The 17,802-nt window shown below is 63.4% G+C and carries 15 protein-coding genes; 4 read left to right on the top strand and 11 right to left on the bottom strand.

The features are described 5' to 3' along the window. Positions 1-42 precede the first annotated feature (42 nt). Positions 43-480: a DsrE family protein gene (locus NKI99_RS08210; RefSeq protein ID WP_023809884.1), complete on the bottom strand. Its 438-nt coding sequence runs from the start codon at positions 478-480 to the stop codon at positions 43-45. Between the two features lie 102 nt (positions 481-582). On the opposite strand from NKI99_RS08210, the gene NKI99_RS08205 reads away from it, so the two are divergent. Then, positions 583-1,674, top strand: a complete 1,092-nt coding sequence (locus tag NKI99_RS08205) for a hypothetical protein (protein WP_352610510.1) — start codon at positions 583-585, stop codon at positions 1,672-1,674. 245 nt (positions 1,675-1,919) lie between these two features. Here the strand turns inward: NKI99_RS08205 and NKI99_RS08200 are convergent, their stop codons facing one another. Both NKI99_RS08200 and NKI99_RS08195 read right to left on the bottom strand, forming a co-directional pair. Continuing rightward, entirely contained in the window at positions 1,920-2,867 is a 948-nt protein-coding gene (locus tag NKI99_RS08200) for a cation diffusion facilitator family transporter (RefSeq protein WP_352610509.1), read from the bottom strand. A 5-nt stretch (positions 2,868-2,872) separates the two neighbouring features. After that, the gene (locus NKI99_RS08195; RefSeq protein ID WP_352610508.1) at positions 2,873-5,062 is read right to left on the bottom strand and encodes an anthranilate synthase; all 2,190 of its coding nucleotides are present in this window, start codon (positions 5,060-5,062) and stop codon (positions 2,873-2,875) included. 318 nt (positions 5,063-5,380) lie between these two features. On the opposite strand from NKI99_RS08195, the gene NKI99_RS08190 reads away from it, so the two are divergent. Continuing rightward, the gene (locus NKI99_RS08190; RefSeq protein ID WP_023809880.1) at positions 5,381-6,151 is read left to right on the top strand and encodes an isocitrate lyase/PEP mutase family protein; all 771 of its coding nucleotides are present in this window, start codon (positions 5,381-5,383) and stop codon (positions 6,149-6,151) included. Between the two features lie 273 nt (positions 6,152-6,424). On the opposite strand, the gene NKI99_RS08185 is transcribed toward NKI99_RS08190, so the two are convergent. The 4 genes from NKI99_RS08185 to NKI99_RS08170 all read right to left on the bottom strand — a co-directional run bounded on the left by NKI99_RS08185 (position 6,425) and on the right by NKI99_RS08170 (position 10,700). Beyond that, the gene (locus NKI99_RS08185) at positions 6,425-7,480 is read right to left on the bottom strand and encodes a succinylglutamate desuccinylase/aspartoacylase family protein (protein ID WP_352553384.1); all 1,056 of its coding nucleotides are present in this window, start codon (positions 7,478-7,480) and stop codon (positions 6,425-6,427) included. Positions 7,481-7,567: 87 nt separating this feature from the next. Further along, positions 7,568-8,740 carry an MFS transporter gene (locus NKI99_RS08180; protein WP_292702147.1) on the bottom strand — a complete coding sequence of 391 codons (1,173 nt, stop codon included), beginning with the start codon at positions 8,738-8,740 and terminating at the stop codon, positions 7,568-7,570. A 125-nt stretch (positions 8,741-8,865) separates the two neighbouring features. Next, positions 8,866-10,242, bottom strand: coding sequence for an FAD-containing oxidoreductase (locus tag NKI99_RS08175; RefSeq protein ID WP_352610507.1), 1,377 nt, complete (start codon positions 10,240-10,242; stop codon positions 8,866-8,868). Then, the gene (locus tag NKI99_RS08170; protein ID WP_352610506.1) at positions 10,239-10,700 is read right to left on the bottom strand and encodes a DUF4126 domain-containing protein; all 462 of its coding nucleotides are present in this window, start codon (positions 10,698-10,700) and stop codon (positions 10,239-10,241) included. The genes NKI99_RS08175 and NKI99_RS08170 overlap by 4 nt, the downstream gene beginning before the upstream one ends. Positions 10,701-10,840: 140 nt before the next feature. Here NKI99_RS08170 and NKI99_RS08165 point away from each other — a divergent pair, with 140 nt between their 5' ends. Continuing rightward, on the top strand, positions 10,841-11,398 hold the full coding sequence (locus NKI99_RS08165) for a sugar O-acetyltransferase (protein WP_352610505.1): 558 nt from the start codon (positions 10,841-10,843) through the stop codon (positions 11,396-11,398). A gap of 5 nt (positions 11,399-11,403) precedes the next feature. On the opposite strand, the gene NKI99_RS08160 is transcribed toward NKI99_RS08165, so the two are convergent. Continuing rightward, positions 11,404-12,399, bottom strand: a complete 996-nt coding sequence (locus NKI99_RS08160) for a GlxA family transcriptional regulator (RefSeq protein ID WP_352610504.1) — start codon at positions 12,397-12,399, stop codon at positions 11,404-11,406. A gap of 126 nt (positions 12,400-12,525) precedes the next feature. Here NKI99_RS08160 and NKI99_RS08155 point away from each other — a divergent pair, with 126 nt between their 5' ends. Then, a complete protein-coding gene (locus NKI99_RS08155) occupies positions 12,526-13,170 on the top strand; it encodes a cysteine hydrolase family protein (protein ID WP_352610502.1) in 645 nt (214 codons plus the stop codon). 65 nt (positions 13,171-13,235) lie between these two features. Here NKI99_RS08155 and NKI99_RS08150 read toward each other — a convergent pair whose 3' ends face one another. The 3 genes from NKI99_RS08150 to NKI99_RS08140 all read right to left on the bottom strand — a co-directional run bounded on the left by NKI99_RS08150 (position 13,236) and on the right by NKI99_RS08140 (position 17,768). Beyond that, entirely contained in the window at positions 13,236-14,915 is a 1,680-nt protein-coding gene (locus tag NKI99_RS08150) for a formate--tetrahydrofolate ligase (RefSeq protein WP_023809872.1), read from the bottom strand. 312 nt (positions 14,916-15,227) lie between these two features. Further along, a complete protein-coding gene (locus NKI99_RS08145; protein ID WP_013529949.1) occupies positions 15,228-16,352 on the bottom strand; it encodes a DUF2333 family protein in 1,125 nt (374 codons plus the stop codon). Between the two features lie 105 nt (positions 16,353-16,457). Further along, a complete protein-coding gene (locus tag NKI99_RS08140; protein ID WP_352610501.1) occupies positions 16,458-17,768 on the bottom strand; it encodes a DUF6638 family protein in 1,311 nt (436 codons plus the stop codon). Between the last annotated feature and the right edge of the window lie 34 nt (positions 17,769-17,802).

Below are 17,802 nucleotides of genomic sequence, written 5' to 3'. Positions count from 1 at the left end.
AGTAGCGCTTTCCCTTGGGGAATTTGCGCCAAGCAAACCGCTCTACGGGTGCAGATAGGCGTAACCTTGGCCTTGCAGTTCGGCGAGTTTGACGACGCCGCCCTTGTCGGCGGCATGAAACCCGGCGAGCAGGTCGGGGAGCGAAATATCCATGCCTTGCATGGTGTTGGCGCAAGCATGGGATTCCAGCCCCTGCCGCACCAGGCCGGCGAAGCGCCCGGAAATCGCGGCCGATATTCCCTTCGACTTGAAGCTGGCCAAGGCCGGACCATGCACGACCAGCACGATGTCGACATTGCCGCCGGTGCCCTCATAGTGGTTCTTGATGTTGCCGAGCACGAAATTGACCTTGTCGGTGTCGCTCAAGTGGTAGGCGACTTTTTGCCTTGTGGGCTCGGTGGCGGCTGCCTGTGCTGCCCGCAAACCGAGAAGCGTTCCGGTTCCGGCAAGAACCGCGCGGAACATGTCGCGCCGACGCATGGCATCCTCCTTCGCTTGGCGGCCCGCCGCGAATTGCGTGGCTGCGGCCGCAATACTAGCATAAATTGACGTTGCGTCCTGTCGATGCGGAGGAGAGATCACGTGGCGTTCAGGGCAGGGGAATGGAAGACAATTGCTGGCGCGGCGCTGATTGCCACGCTTGCCGGCTCGGCCTTCGCCGATGATGCACTCAAGCTCACTGAACTCAGTCCCAACGGCACTGACGCCTGTTTCGGCCGCGTCTATGATGCGGCGCATCTCAAGGCGCACCCGAAGCAGAAGGTGGCGCGGATCTTCTTCTACTACGGCCATGATCCGGTCAGCCGGCCGAATGAAGAGCCGACCGTGAATTCCGACACTTCTTACAATGCCTTCATCGCCACCTCCGTGCGCGGCGCCAAGGCGCCGGAATGGGCCGGCGGCTGGTGCAATCATGTGTCGGAGGACGGCAAGACAGGCCCCATCCATTGCGGTATGGAGTGCGACCGGACGCTTGCATCGCTGAAGGTCGACGACAAGGGCCGGCTGCTTCTCTCGGATCTGCAGCCCGACATCTATCTCGATGCCGGATCGGAAGAGGAGCTTGGCGCAGCGGAGTATGACAGGCAGGCGCTCGGCTCGGAGGACGACAATTTCCGCCTCGACCCGATGCCGGCGGCGACCTGCAAGGCCGAGTTCGCGCGCATCGATCCGATCGCCCCTGCGCTCGGGGCTCCACTGCGCGAGCGGCTGAAGCCGGACCAGGCATTCTGCTATGGGCGCGACTACGATGCAGCGCATCTCGGCTCGCACCCCGATCAGCTCACCAAGTCGATCGGGGTTTTCCGCGGCCCGGTCGAACTGGCGTCGTTTGCTTCAGGGGGCGACGCAGCCAACTGGCCTGATGGCGCCGACATTGCCGTTACCGTCACCACACGGCAGAAATCGGCCAAAGTCACGCAGACCTATTCCTGCCAGGCCGAAGCCGACCAGTGGCGCTGCGCGGCCAGTTCGAAGATGAGCGATTTCTCCTGCGACATCGCGCAGAAGGAGATTTTCCTCAAGCGTGGTGCCGATGGCACGATGATGCTGGCCAATCCCAACAGTGCACTCGCGATCGTCGACCTGTGTTCGAAGGCCGCCGACGGCAAGACGAAATCCGACGACAAGGTCTATCGGCTGCAGCCGATGCCGCAATCGGCATGCGCTCCGTAAGCACCCAGCGTTTTCGTCATCCTATGGCGGAGCAAGGAGCGAAGCGACGCGGCGCAGACCATAGGATCCATGCCGTGACATCCGAGCGCTGCTGCGGTGCAGAATTCTGTTCCGCTGCACTCTGAGGCCAAGGTCGCGGCATGGATACTCGGGTCTCCGCGACGGAGCTTCGCTCCTGCTCCGCCCGTGGATGACGAAGTCGAGGGGCTTTGGCTAATTTTCCAAGGTCGTGACGGGAGACCGCCTCACGCAAACGGCACGGCCGTCGTGCCCTTGGGGAGCTTGGCCTCGTCGTCGGGCTCGACATGGATGGTGACGCGCACCGAGGGGATTTCGGCCTTCAGCGCGTCCTCTATCCGGTCGCAGATGACATGGCTGGCGCCGACCGACATGTCGGCATCGACGACCAGATGAAACTCGATGAAGGTGGCGCGGCCGGCGATGCGCGTCTTGAGGTCGTGCACCTCCAGCGCGCCCTTGCAATTGGCCGAGATGACGTCGCGGATGCGCATGTGTTCCTGGGTGTCGACGGCGCGGTCCATCAGGCCGTTCATCGACGAACCGATGACGTGCCAGCCCTGCCACAGGATGTTCAGCGCCACGAGGACGGCAAGTGCCGGGTCGAGAATCTGCCAGCCGGTCAGGATCGCTCCGACCAAGCCGCCGAAGACGCCGATCGAGGTGACCACGTCGGTCATGATGTGGTTGCCGTCGGCAACCAGCGCCGGTGACTTCTCCGCCCTGCCGGCGCGGATCAACGTCCAGGCCCAGAAGGCGTTGATGACTGTAGCGACGCCGTTGACGGCAAGACCTTCCCAGGGCTGTTCGAGCGGTGCCGGGGTCTGCCAGTGGCGCCAGACCTCGTTGAGGATCAAAAGGGCGGCGAGCACGATCAGCACGCCTTCCAGCACCGCCGAGAAATACTCGGCCTTGTGATGGCCGAAAGGGTGGTCCTGGTCGGCCGGCTTGTGGCTGACCTGGATCGCCCAGAAGGCTGCAACCGAGGCGATGACGTTGACGATCGATTCCAAGGCGTCCGAGTAGAGCGCCACGGAGCTGGTGACGTACCAGGCGGCAGCCTTCAGCGCGAGCACGACAAAAGCGACGATAATCGACCAGAAGGCGAGATTGGCGATTTTGCGCTTCGCGGCCGCCTTGGCCGCGATCGCCATCGTGTTCTCGGCTTCGGCCATGATCGTCAGGCGGCCTTTTCCTTGGCCTTGCGGGGCAAGTGGGCGACGATGTTCTCGATGATGCGCATGCCGGCATTGTGGCCGAGCGTCATGATCGATTCCGGGTGGAACTGTACCGCGGCGATCGGCTCCTTGCGGTGTTCGAAGGCCATGATGACACCGTCCTCGGTTTCGGCCGTGACGATGAAATCGTCGGGCAGGCGAACCGGATCGGCGAAGATCGAATGGTAGCGGCCGACGGTGACTTCCTTGGGCAGGCCGGAGAAGATGATGCCCGGCTTGGAAACGCGGATGCGCGACGGCTTGCCGTGCATCGGCACATGCAGCTGCCTGAGTTCGCCGCCATAGGCCTCGGCCAGCGCCTGCAGGCCAAGGCAGACGCCGAAGATCGGCAGGTCGCGGGCGCGCGCCTTCTTGATGGTGGCGGCGCAGTCGAAATCTTTCGGCGTGCCGGGGCCGGGCGACAGCACGACGAGGTCGGGCTTCAGCCGGTCGAAGACTTCCTCCGGCACCGGCGAGCGGACGGTCGAGACATTGGCGCCGGTCTGGCGGAAATAATTGGCCAGCGTGTGAACGAACGAGTCCTCGTGGTCGACGAGCAGGATGTTGACGCCGTCGCCGACGCGCGCGGTGGTTCGCTCGGTGCTGGCGGAATTGCCTGTCTTGGCGTCGCGAATGGCGGAGAGCATGGCGGATGCCTTCAGTTCGGTTTCGGCTTCTTCTTCCTCGGGAATGCTGTCGAACAGCAATGTGGCGCCGGCGCGCACTTCGGCAATGCCGTCCTTGATACGGATGGTGCGCAGGGTGAGGCCGGTGTTCATGTCGCCGTTGAAATTGACCATGCCGATCGCGCCGCCATACCAGGCGCGCGGGCTTTTCTCGTTCTGCTCGATGAAGCGCATGGCCCACAATTTCGGCGCGCCGGTCACGGTGACCGCCCAGGCATGCGACAGGAAGGCATCGAAGGCATCCATGCCTTCGCGCAGCCGGCCTTCGATGTGGTCGACGGTGTGGATCAGGCGCGAATACATCTCGATCTGCCGGCGGCCGATGACGCGCACCGAACCCGGCTCGCAGACCCGCGATTTGTCGTTGCGGTCGACGTCCGAGCACATGGTCAGCTCGGATTCGTCCTTCTTCGAGTTGAGCAGTTTCAGGATCTGCTCGGAGTCCGAAATGGCATCGTCGCCGCGCTTGATGGTGCCCGAGATCGGGCAGGTCTCGACGCGGCGGCCGTTGACGCGAACGAACATTTCGGGCGAGGCGCCGATCAGGTATTCGCCTTCACCCAGATTAATGAAGAAGGAATAGGGCGAGGGGTTGATTGCCTTCAGCTTGCGCGAAATCTCGGATGGCTGCGTCTCGCAGCGCTCGTAGAACATCTGGCCGGGCACGACCTCGAACAGGTCGCCGCGCTTGAACGAATCCATCGCCTTGCGCACCAGATCGGCGTATTCGCCGGGTTCATGGTCGCCGCGCGGCGGGATGCGGTCGGGGCTCTTGAACGGCTCGGCGATTTCGTCGCGCGGCAGCCCTTCGGTTGAAAACCCGTCGCCGGCATAGTCGTAGCGGTCGGTCCAGGCCTTGGCCGAATAGTGGTCGACGACCAGGATCTCGTCGGGCAGGAAAAGCACCAGATCGCGCTGGCTTGGCTTGCGCTCGAGCTTGTAGTCGACCGGGTCGAATTGGAAGGCGAGGTCGTAGCCGAAGGCGCCGTAGAGGCCGAGGTTGGCGTCTTCCTCGGTCTTGAACAGAGCGGTGATGGCGCGCAGGACCGTAAATACCGAAGGCACGCGGCTGCGCTCCTCTTCAGTGAAGACACGGCCGGGCTTGGCGACGTCGAGGCGGATCAGTTTCTCCGACGTCTCGGCGATGGTGACGTCGGCGAGGTCGCCCAGCGTCTTGCCGATGACCGGCAACAGCGTCTCGCCACGGCCGTTCAGCGCCTCGATGCGCATGGCACGGCCGCGCGCCGAGACGACCAGCGGCGGATCGATGATGGCGGTGTCCCAGCGCGTGTAGCGGCCGGGATATTCATAATTGGAGGAAAACACCGCACCGCGGCGCGAATTCAGGCCGTCGACATAGGCGTCAATCGCACCTGCATAGGGCCGGTCGTGGCGCGCGCGCGTGATGGTTATGCCACCCGCGGTCACGAAACTTTCCGCGCCGTTTTCCAGAACCTTCATCGTCATTGCCGTCTCCATCAGCTTCTTGGGCAACGGACCCGGGAATGGCTTGGAAAAAACAAATGGCCGCCCGGACTTTCCGTTGCGGCCACCCTCTCTTTTCACGCGCACGTGTTCGAACAGGCCGCTGTCAGCAGGCCCACCACCAAATGGTCTTGATCGAACGCATGTTCATGGCAAAATCCATAGCTGCGAAAGGGAGGATACGCAACAGGTTTGAAAAGCCTGTCCGGTGGCTGTCGCTTCTGCGCCTCATGGTACATCGCCAGAACCGGCTATGGCGCTTAGAATGTTCATCAACAGCAGGAAGACGAGAAAACAATCATGACCGAGCAGATCGAGCGTGCGCGGACGTTCCATTCCCTCCACGTCAAGGGAAACCCGATCGTTCTCTACAACGTCTGGGATCCGGGTTCGGCCAAGATCGTCGAGAAAGCGGGCGCCAAGGCGATCGCCACCGGAAGCTGGCCGGTGGCGGCCGCCTTCGGCTATGCCGATGGCGAGAAAATCCCGCTGGAGCTGGCGCTCGACAACATCAAGCGCATCGTCACTGCCGTCGACCTGCCGGTGACCATGGACCTCGAGGGTGGTTACGGCGTCGACCCGGAAATTGTTGCTCGCACGGTAACGTCGGCACTGCGGGCCGGCGCTGTTGGGTTCAATTTCGAAGACCAGGTTGTCGGTGGCAGCGGCCTGCACGACATCGCTGTTCAGGTAAAACGCATCGAAGCCGCGGCGGCGGCCGTCAAGGCTTCCGGGATACCGGCGTTCATCAACGCTCGAACCGACATCTTCCTCAAGGCGAAACCGGATGCGCATGATGACGCCCTGCTCGACCAGGCCATAGAGCGCGCACAGGCCTTCGAAAAAGCTGGCGCGCACGGCTTCTTTGCGCCGGGCCTTGGCGATGAGGGCCTGATCGAGACACTCTGCAAGGCAATCGCGTTGCCGGTCAACATCATCGCGCTGGCGCATGTGCCGCCGCGCCAGCGGCTGGCGGAACTGGGTGTCGCCCGCATCAGTCACGGCCCGGTGCCTTACCGGCAGATGGCCGAATGGCTGGAGGCGAAGGCGCGGCTGGCTATTTCGGGCTAGGCGGTGATGCTGCATGCAACGGGTTTGGGATTGGCCGAAGCCTCGCAACTTCGTCATCCACGGGCGGAGCAGGAGCGAAGCGACGTCGCGGAGACCCGAGGATCCATGCCGCGACCTCAGTTGAAGGGCGCAGCGGAACAGAATTCTGAACGTAGCGACGCTTTGAAGTCGCGGCATGGATTCTAGGGTCTGCGCCGCGTCGCTTCGCTCCTTGCTTCGCCCTAGAATGACGAAGCTATGGAGTGCTTCGGCAAACTACGAGGCAAAGCTTTCTCAATCTTCCAGCGTCCCCGACCGGGCGTCGGCGCTCTTCCTGTCGCCGACCAGCTTCAACAGATCCTCGCCGGCGCGGATGATGCGGCGCGAGCGGCGGGTCAGGATGATGCCATCCTGCGGCGCAAACACTTCGGTGCGGCCATCGGTTTCACCCGGTGCATGGACGATGGTGGCTAGGCGCGCGCCCTTGGCGACGCGGTCGCCGGGTTTCACGTCGTAGAGCACGGCACCGGCCCGTGGCGCCGGCATCATGTCGATGTTTTCCAATGGCGCCACGAAGCCGGTGAAAGGACCCGGCGCGGGCAGGGCGCTATCGGCGATCACGCCGCGTGCCGTCAGCAGCCGGTAGAGCCCGTCGGCGTCAGAGGCGGCCAAGGCGCCGTCGACATCGAGGATGCCGCGATATTCGACCGTGGTGGCGACGCGGCGGTCGAGCTTGGCTACATCAGCTGGGACATTCTGGTAGGGCATGATCGAGGCGCCCTCGAAGGTGCCGTCGGTGTCCTCGCTCCACAGCACGACTGCGTCGACGCCCATGGCCGCGGCGCAATCGGCCATATCAGGCCACAGGCTGGTGTGGACGTAGAGATAGGCGAGGCCCTCGTCATCGCAGTGCAGGTCGAGCACGATGTCATGGCCGAACGACAGCTGCACCAGCCGCGTCTTCAGCCGCTGGTCGACGCTGCCAAGGGTGGTGTCGGGCAAGAGGGCTGTGTCGGGCGCGGCGAGCAGCGGAAAGCCGCGGTTGAAATTGGTGCGCGTGCCGAGATGGAAGCGGCCCTGATGCTCGCCGAAATGATATTGCGCCCGGCCGACAGGGTTGGCCCAGGGCACGACGGTGAGGTTGCCCTTGATGCGGCCTTCGGCCTCCGCCCTGGCGAGCATCGGCATCAGCGCGTCGATGGCGACGACGCCCGGCAACTCACCGGCATGGAGCGCCGCCTGCAGATAGGCCGAAGGAGCAGCCTTGTCGGAACCAGTGAAGCGGAACAGCGGGAATTCGTAGCAAACCCCTTCGCTTTCGCCGGCGATGCGCTCGATCGATTTCTGCATGACTTCCTCCATCAAGGACCAGAAGACATGCGATTTGAAGGCGCCTATGTCGATTGGTCCAGCCCGCCGCGCTATGGGCGCAAGAGACTATTCAGCCGGGAGCGGGATGACCGGCGCGCGCCGGTCCAGCGCCTGCGACAGCACGGCGACGGTGACCGCCAACAAAGCGAGTGCTGCGCCGACCAGCGGCAAATTGGCATAGGAAACACCGGCGGAAAGGGCTACGCCGCCGATCCAGGCGCCGCTGGCATTGCCGACATTGAAGGCGCCCTGGTTCAGCGTGGCGGCGAGGTTCGGTCCCTCGGAGGCCGCCTCGACGACCCGGATCTGCAGCGGCGGCACGACGACGAAGATGAGCAGGCCCCACAGGAAGACGATGCCGACGGCAACGCTGGCGATTGCGCCGAACTGCCTGAAGCCAACGAAAAGCAGGGCCATCAGCAGCAGCGTGCCGATCACTGTCGGCATCAGTTTCCAGTCGGCCAGTCTGCCGCCGATAATGTTGCCGATGGTCATGCCCGCGCCGAACAGCAGCAGAACCCACGTGACTGCCGAGGTCGACAAGCCCGACACCTCGGTGAGGTAGGGTTTGATGTAGGTGAAGACGGTGAACAGGCTTGCGGAAGTCAGCGCCGCGATCAGCATGGCCAGCCAGACCTGCAGCTTGCCCAGCACGCGCAGTTCGCCGCGCAAGCCGCCACCGCTTGGCTGGGCGACATCGGACGGCACCAGCCAGGCGATCGCTGCCACCGAGATCAGGCCGATACCGACCACGGCAACGAAGGTGGAGCGCCAGCCGAAGGCTTCGCCAAGTGCGGTTCCGGCGGGAACGCCAAGGATGTTGGACAGCGTCAGCCCGGCGAACATCAGCGCGATGGCGCTGGCGCGTTTGTTGCGCGGCACCAGGCTGGCGGCAACGACCGAGCCGATGCCGAAGAAGGCGCCATGGCCGAACGCGGTGAAAACGCGCGCGGCCATCAGCGTCCAGTAGTTGGGCGAGATGGCGCAAAACAGATTGCCGACGACGAACAGCACGGCCAGCCCGACCAGCACCGGCTTGCGCGGCAAATGCGCGGTGGCCATCGCGACGATCGGGGCGCCGAAGACGACGCCCAGCGCATAGCCGGTGACCAGCAGACCCGCCGAAGGGATCGACACGCCGAGGTCGGCCGCGACCTCGGGCAGCAGGCCCATGATGACGAATTCGGTGGTGCCGATGCAGAAGGACGCAATGGCAAGCGCAAGGATCGGCAAGGGCATGGGGCGTCCAGACTGAATCGGTTCAAATCCAGACTGCGCGAAGGACGCCGCCGTGCGCAAGCGGCATTGCTGCATTGCAGCGATGCAGAAAAGGAAGAGCTTTGAAATGGGTCGCCAACAGGCTGTCAAGCCAGCGGCTTCAGTTCCTGAGCAATGGTGGGCAACAGTTCCGAGACATTCGGGTGGATATGCACGGCACGCGCGAGCGTGTCGACGGGCGCCTTGGCGTACATCAGGTCGAGCACGCAATGGATAACCTCGTCGCCGCCGGGTCCGAGCACCGAGCAGCCGAGGATCTCCCTCGTGTCTGCGTCGACCAGGATCTTCATGAAACCCTGCGTCTCGCCCTTTTCGATAGCGCGGCCGACGCGGGTCATCGGCCGCTGGCCGACCAGCGCGCGACGGCCGGATTTCTTCACCGCGGCCTCGGTCATGCCGCAGCGGCCGAGCGGTGGGTCGATGTAGAGCGCATAGGCTTCGATGCGATCACTGACCTTGCGCGGATCATTGTCCAGCAGGTTGGCGGCGACGATCTCGTAGTCGTTGTAGGAGGTGTGGGTGAAGGCGCCCCTGCCGTTGCAGTCGCCCATCGCCCAGATGCCGGGCACGCTGCTGCGCAACTGGTCGTCTACAGAGACGAAGCCGCGCTTGTCGACCTCCACGCCAGCCCTCTCCAGGCCGAGGTCATCGGTGTTGGGCGTCCGCCCCAGAGCCAGCAGCACGTGAGAGCCGACCACCGGCGGTTTGCCGGCGGAGAAGGTCACGGCAATGTCCTGGCCTTGTCTGGCGAAAGCGATGTCGTCGGCGCCGAGATGGACCGCGATGCCTTCGTTTTCGAGGATCGACAGGATGGCGGCAGAGACGTCCTCGTCCTCGCGGCCGGTCAGGCGTGGGCTCTTTTCGATGACTGTGACCTCCGAGCCGAAGCGGCGGAACATCTGTGCGAATTCGAGCGAGATGTAACTGCCACCGACGACGATGAGATGGCGCGGCAGCACGTCGAGATTCATCATCGAGGAATTGGTCAGATAGTCGATGTCGTGGATGCCGGGCAGGTCTGGGACCGAGGCGCGGCCGCCGGTGTTGAGGAAGATATTTTCGGCGGTCAGCAGATCGTCGCCGACGCGCACCGTGTTGGCGGATTCGAAACGCGCATGGCCGCGATAGAGGGTGCATTTGTCCATGCCGGCAATCCAGGTCTCGAGATTGGTGCGAGCGTCGATCGTCACCTTGTCCTTGCGCGCCTTGATCCTGGCATAGTCGACGCCGACGGGGCCACTGAGCGTCACGCCGTAGTCGGCGGCGCGGCGCGCCAGATGCGCGGCATAGGCGCTGGCGACCATGGTCTTGGTCGGCATGCAGCCGGTGTTGACGCAAGTGCCGCCGACCAGCTTGCGCTCGATCAGCGCCACGCTCCTGCCGGCGGCCGTCAGCCGGCCGGCCAGCGGAGGGCCAGCCTGTCCGGCACCGATGATGATGGCGTCGAAGGTTTTCGTCGTCATGCCACCGCAGCCACGATCAGCAGACCGCCGATGATCGCCACCGCGTCCTCGATGAAGGCGGCGGGCGGATCCTTGCCGAAGGCGGCTGCGAGCCGGCCGCGAGCTTCAGCGCCGCCCAGCGTGCCGATGACAGCGCCGATGGCGCCGGCAATCAAGCCGCCGATGGTGGCGCCGCCTGTCGCGCCGATCACCGCGCCGGTGAAGGCGCCCATGACGATGCGGGCGCCGAATTGCTGCGGCACTTTACGGCTCGGCGTCGACGGCAACTGGTCGGTGACCAGTTCGACGATGGCCAGGATGGTGAAGATGCCGACAGCCGCCCAGTGATTCATGAAGCTCGCCCAGGTGCCGGCAACCGGCAGCCAGCCGAGATAAGCGCCCCAGGCAACGGCAGCCGGCGCCGTCATGGCGCGAAGACCGGCAATGACGCCGATCAGAAGTGCGAGAATGTAGAGCATGGTCGATCCCCCTCGATCACCGGGCCAAGACGGCCTTGAGACACAGGCTACCATAGGTCCAATATTTGGCCAGTACTGGCATCGGCGCTTTTCTGTTGGCCGCACTTGTGCTTTGCAAGGACGTGAACTGGAGACGCGTCATGGTCGAAAGCGAGCGCGTGAAGATGGCGGCCGGCGAATGGTACACCTGCCTCGATGATGAGCTGGAGTCCTTGCGTGTTGTCGCGCGTGACGCGGTGTTCGAGCACAATTGCCTGCCGCCGCGGCAGCGCGGCAATCTCGGGCCGGGCTTGAAAACTTTGCTCGGCAACGCCGGTGAGGGCGCCCGCATCGAGGCGCCGTTCCACTGCGCCTATGGCTTCAACATCTTTCTCGGCGACGGGGTCTTTCTCAATGCCGGCTGCACCATCCTCGACACAGCGAGTGTGCGCATCGGCAAGGGAACGCTGCTCGGTCCCAATGTGCAGATCTATTGCGCCGAGCATCACAAGGAGGCCAGTGGGCGGCAGGCCGGACTGGAGATCGCCCGACCCGTCGAGATCGGCGCCAATGCCTGGATCGGCGGCTCAGCCGTCATCCTTGGCGGCGTCAGCATTGGTGAAGGTGCCATCGTCGGTGCGGGGGCGGTGGTAACGCGCGACGTGGCTGCGAACACCACGGTGCTCGGCAATCCGGCGCGGGCGATCAAGCGAGGCTGAACAGGTCAGGACGATAGGACGTACGTCATGCGCTCGTCCTGATCGGTCCTTCTGGAGAATTCCCGCCGGTATTGCGCCGGCGATGTCTTGAGCCGTGCCGAAAAATGCTGGCGCAGCGAGGTGGCGCTGCCGAAGCCGGCTTCGAAGGCCACTATGTCCATGGATTTCTCCGTCGCTTCCAGCAAACGCTGCGCCAGTTCGATCCGCTGGCTGGTCAGCCAATCGCCAAAGCTGGCGCCGATCGATTTCTGAAAGCGACGGGTAAAGGTGCGGCGGGTCAGGCCAGCGGCCTCGGCGACGCTGTCGAGGCTATGCGTCTCGCCAAGCGTCGCACGAACTGAGTCCAGGGCCTGGGTGAAGCGGTCGGCGTCGGCGCTTCTTGCCACCGGATGCTCGATGAATTGCGCCTGCCCGCCCTGCCGATGCGGAGAAAGAACGATCTGGCGGGCGAGCCGCAATGCCGCTTCCGCGCCGTAGCGGGCGCGCACGATGTGGAGACAGCAGTCGAGACCGGCGGCGACGCCGGCCGAGGTCACGATGTCGCCATTGTCGACATAGAGCACCGAAGCGTCGACGGCGACGTCGGGATGGAGTTTCTGCAACTGTTCGGAATAGGCCCAGTGCGTAGCGGCACGACGGCCCGAAAGCAGCCCGGCCGCGGCAATGGCGAAGGTTCCGAGGCACAGGCCGACGATCAAGGCGCCGCGTTGGTGCGCCCGGCGCAACGCCTCCATCAGCGGCGGCGATGCCGGCTCGCCGAGATGATGCCAGCTTGGAATGATGACGATATCGGCGCCGTCGAGGCCTTCGAGCCCATGCGGCGCGGCAATTGTCAGTCCGGCCTCGGTGTGGATCGGGCCGGGCTTGACCGCGCAGATGCGGAAGTCGAAGCGCGGCAGGCCAAGCGCCGTCCTGTCCTCTGCGAAGACCAGGCAGGGCACGGAAAGATGGAACGGGCTGATGCCGTCGAAGGCGAGGACGGCAATGATCGGGTCGGTCATGGGTGCTTCCGGCAGTTGAATGCGATTGTCCCAATTCTTTCGAATGATGTCAATTGGGCCACTTTCGGCAACCCAGCCACCCGGCTATTTTCGGTCCATCGCATTCGAGCCGGAAAGGAAAACACCATGTCTGACCCAGCCAACACCACGCCACGCCGGGCGCTGATCGTCGTCGATGTGCAGAACGACTATGATGGCGGCAGTCTTGCCATCCAGCATCCGCCGTTCCGCGACAGCGTCGTCCATGTGGCGCGGGCGATGGATGCAGCGACTGCTGCTGGCATCAAGGTGGTGGTCGTCAAGCAGATGGCGCCCGAGACATCGCCGATCTTCGCTAGGGGAAGCCATGGCGGCGAACTGCATCCCGAAATCGCCAAGCGTGAGCGCGACTATTATGTCGAAAAGAACCTGCCCTCCGCCTTCACCGGCACCGACCTCGAGGACTGGCTGCGCGCCAACGCCATCGATACGATCACGGTGGTCGGCTACATGACGCATAATTGCGACCTGTCGACCATCATCCACGCCGTGCATATGGGCTTTGCCGTCGAGTTCCTGTCGGATGCGACCGGCTCGGTGCCTTACGCCAACAGCGCCGGCTACGCCTCGGCCGAGGAGATCCACCGCGTGGTCACGATCATCCTGCAGTCGCGCTTCGCCGCCGTGCTCAAGACCGCCGAATGGGTCGAGTGCCTGAAGACCGGCGCGCTGCCGGAACGCGACACCATCTTCGGCTCCAACCAGCGGGCGCTCTCGCGCAGCGCTGCTTAGGGTTATCCGAAAACAGAAGGGCGCCGCATCGCTGCGGCGCCCTTTGCGGTTTGAACTGAAGGATTTTAGAACAGGCCTTCGATCTGGCCCATCTCGTTGAGGAAGATCTTTTCCGAGGACGGCGCCTTGGGCAGGCCGGGCATGGTCATGACCTCGCCGCAGATGATGACGACGAAGCCGGCACCGGCCGAAAGCCTGACCTCGCGCACCGGCACCGTGTGGCCGGTCGGCGCGCCGCGCAGGTTCGGGTCGGTCGAGAACGAGTACTGCGTCTTGGCCATGCACACCGGCAAGTGGCCGTATCCGGCGTCTTCCCAGGCCTTGAGCTGGTCGCGCACCGACTTGTCGGCGATCGCTTCCGAGCCGCGATAGATGCGCTGGACGATGGTGTTGATCTTCTCGAACAGCGGCATGGCATCGGGATAGAGCGGCGCGAACTGCGAAGCACCGGATTCGGCCAGTGCCACCACCTTGTTGGCGAGATCCTCGATGCCGGCCGAGCCGTGCGCCCAGTGCTTGCACAGGATCGCCTCTTCGCCCATCGAGGCGACATAGTCCTTCATCGCCTGGATCTCGGCGTCGGTGTCGGAGTAGAAGTGGTTGATGGCAACCACCGCCGGCACGCCGAACTGGCGGATGTTCTCGATGTGGCGGCCGAGATTGGCGCAGCCCTTCTTCACCGCTTCGACGTTTTCCTTGCCGAGGTCTTCCTTCTTGACGCCGCCATTCATTTTCATGGCGCGCACGGTGGCGACAATGACGGCCGCCGCCGGCTTGAGGCCCGCCTTGCGGCACTTGATGTCGAAGAACTTTTCAGCACCGAGGTCAGCGCCGAAGCCGGCTTCGGTGACGACGTAGTCGGCGAGCTTGAGCGCCGTCGTGGTGGCGACGACCGAGTTGCAGCCATGCGCGATGTTGGCGAACGGGCCGCCATGCACGAAGGCCGGGTTGTTCTCCAGCGTCTGCACCAGGTTCGGCTGCATGGCGTCCTTCAACAGCACGGCCATGGCGCCGTCGGCCTTGAGGTCGCGGGCATAGACCGGCGACTTGTCGCGGCGATAGGCGACGATGATGTCGCCGAGGCGCTTTTCGAGGTCCTTCAGGTCGGTCGACAGGCACAGGATGGCCATGACTTCCGAGGCGACGGTGATATCGAAACCGCCCTCGCGCGGGAATCCGTTGGCGACGCCGCCGAGCGAGCAGATGATTTCGCGCAGCGCGCGGTCGTTCATGTCCATGACGCGGCGCCAGACGACGCGGCGGGTGTCGATGCCGAGCTCATTGCCCCAGTAGATGTGGTTGTCGATCAGCGCCGAAAGCAGGTTGTGCGCCGTGGTGATGGCATGGAAGTCGCCGGTGAAGTGGAGGTTCATGTCCTCCATCGGCACGACTTGCGCATAGCCGCCGCCGGCGGCACCGCCCTTGACGCCGAAGTTCGGGCCCAGCGAGGCCTCGCGGATGCAGATGATCGCCTTCTTGCCGATGCGGTTCAGGCCGTCGCCGAGACCGACCGTGGTCGTGGTCTTGCCTTCGCCGGCCGGCGTCGGGTTGATGGCGGTGACGAGGATCAGCTTACCGTCCTTGTTGCCCTTCACCGATTTGATGAATTCAGCTGAGATCTTGGCCTTGTCGTGGCCATAGGGCAGCAAATGTTCGGTCGGGATACCGATCTTCTGGCCGATCTCCTGGATCTGCTTTTTCCTGGCGCCGCGCGCGATCTCGATGTCGGACTTCACTTCGGCCATGACGGCTTTCCTCTGGATTGGACGATGGAGGGGACGGGTTGATCTTACTCGCAGGCAGGTTGGACCCGGGCGCGGGCATGTTCTAACCCTGTCGCTGCCGCGGCGTCAACTTTCATGCAACTATGTTTCCTATAGAGAAAATTCCTCTGCGGACCGGCCGACCTGTCATCGGTTCTTCCTGGCTCCGTTGCCGCGCCGTATAGAAGCCAGAGGACACGCCGCGCCGCCGTCTCAAAACAGCCGCACAATGCACGGAATGCGACAGAGGCGACGGCGCAAATTCGCCATCGCCTGGTCCCTAATGGAACAGCGCTACTGCGTCAGAACGTTGCTGATTTCGACCATGTTGGAGCGCACCCTGAGCACATAGAAGCCCATCGTCGTCAGATGCGTCGGCAACAGCCAGCCATCCTCGCGGCCATTGGCGATGATGAAAGGCTGGATCTTCAGCGCCGAAACGAACTGCGAGTCCATTGTGTCCCACAGGTTCTGCAGATGCTTTTCCTTGATGACGTCCTCGAAGTCGGCCTGGGCGCCCTTCATCAGGCCGTAATAGCCATAGAGCTGGCCATAGGCGAACCAGTAGCGGTCGTCGGCGCGGAAGTCGAACCAGCCATTGTTGTGGTTCTCGGCGCGTTCCTTGAGGATCGCCGAGGTCGAGCCGATGTCGGACGAGATGCGGTCGATATACTGTTTCAGATTGTCGGCGCGGGCGTCGAATGTCGCCTGGCAGGTAGCAAGGCGAGCGTTGAAGGAACGCAGCATGCGCACAGCGTCGCGATAGTAGCTCGGTGTCGGCGTCTTGGGGCCGAACGGGTTCAGGCCGAAATACCAGGTCTCCTCGTCGAACTGCAGGTTGCCGCGGGCATTCTGCAGATCGCTGTCGATCTGCGAGGTGGTGCGGACGCGGCCGAGATTGTCAGCGAGTTCGGTCGCGGTGCGCCGCACCGCCTGGTTGATGCCGCGCTGGAAGGAGGCCTTGTTGTCCATCCACGGCGTGTTGTCCCAGTCGATGCCGAACAGGCCAAGCTTGTAGAGGATCATCGACGAGATCCAGGCATTCTGGTTGACGTTGAAGTCGGTCAGGTCGGCGGCGATCTGGGCAATGCCGGAGTTGCCGCAGGTCTTGGCGGTGTCGGTGCCGGCGCCGGCGGAGACCTGTTCGCCGGCGGAGACATTGCGCTTCTCGAACGTGTAGGTGTCGGGATAGTTCGGGTTGAAATTGTTCCACCATTGGGTGGCGTAGAAGAAATTGGCGTAGAGGCCGATCAGCACCAGCAGGGCGAGGCCGACCGCCGCCTTGAGGATCCAGCCGCGCTGCGTGTACCAGCGCCCGGCCCACAGGAACGGCCACAGGATGACGCCGATCAACAGGCCGATGCCGCGGCCAATCCACTGGAAAATGCGGGTGAAGAAATTCACGATCGGATCGAGCATGGCTGTGTCACCCCCTCAAAGCATGACGCCAAAAAGTTGCAGGCTTTTTGGATAACATCATGCGCCAAAACAAGAAGTTAGAACGACATAACGATTCATTTCGTTCTAGTCAGTCAGGCCGTAGAGGCGTGTGCGAAACGCCACCTTGTCCTTCAAATATGTGGTTTTGAGAACGTCCACAACATGCGATCGCCACGCGTCGCTGAAGCCGCCATAGTCCTCATAAAAGCCGTCCTTGTTGAAGATGTAGCGCGAAACGAAGTCCGACGGTACGAAATCCGAGATCAGCCGGTTGGTCAGCCAGGCGTCGGGGTGGTCAGGCTTGGCGCGGATGACAAGGAAACGTTGCTGCGGGAAGACATCCTCGATCTTGAGGTGGCCGAGTTGGGCGATCTCGCGCTTGGCGGCGTTGAGGAACGGAAAATTGCCGTCTCTGGTGATCAGGTCGGCATGGCTCTGGATCCAGGTCTGCAGCCAGACCTTGTCGACATCGGTCAAATTGCGGTTCGGCTCGGCATCGCGGATCAGCGCGCGCACCACCATCTCGGCGCGGTGCTCGAGATAGCCCGAGGTCTCCACCCAGGAGGCACGCGGCAGCTCGATGCGGCCGGTGGTGGCGAGGAACTTGAACACCTTGTCGGCGTCGTTGATCGAGAGATAGCTGACCTGCCACGGCCGCGAGCGGCGGAAACCGGGGGCGGCCGGATCGCTGATCACCGTCGTTATATCAGGGTCGACGAACACGTAGAGACCGCCGAAGTGACTGGTCCAGTAGGCATTGTGGCGGAAGATCACCTGGTCGGGCACCAGCGCGTTCTCGCGGATGTCGCCGCAGATCTTGGCAAGCTCCACCATCCGGTTCAGCATGGCGCTGTCGCGCCAGGCATCGGGCTCCTGCTTCAGCCGGTCCACGAGCTTGCCGAGTTCGGCGGCCTTGCCCAGCACATCCTCGGCCGACAGCACCTTGAATTCGACCTGGCTGATCGACAGCAAATCCTCGATGTCGTTGACCTTCGGAATGGAATCCTCGATCTCGCCGTAGATGACGTCCTTGATCGTCAGCGCATCGATGGCGCGCCGGTTCCTGGACATGAACTCGAACATCAGTTGCGAGGTGTTGGAGAAGGCGGTGTGCACCACCGGCAGGTCGATCTGCGACGGCGTCAGGATGATGAAGCGGCGGTTGACCTCGTTGGGATCGAGATAGTCATAATCATCGCATTCCTCGGCCACTTCAGGCGAGAAGCCGGTGCGGTCGATCTGCAAGCTCTTTAGTTTGGTCGGCTTCAAGCCGAATGCGGCGAGCGCCTTGTTGTAGCGCTGGATCAAATGCGGCTCGTCGACCGTCAGCAGCCGGCCATAGATCAGCTCGTTGTCGCGCAGGAGATCGGGTTTCTTGGCGGGTTTTGTGGTCAAGGTGCATCGCTCCCGAGGAGCGTGCCAGCACCCC

The organism is Mesorhizobium sp. M0239 (assembly GCF_040321815.1).
Lineage (GTDB): Bacteria > Pseudomonadota > Alphaproteobacteria > Rhizobiales > Rhizobiaceae > Mesorhizobium.
This window is presented reverse-complemented; position numbering and strand designations above follow the sequence as displayed.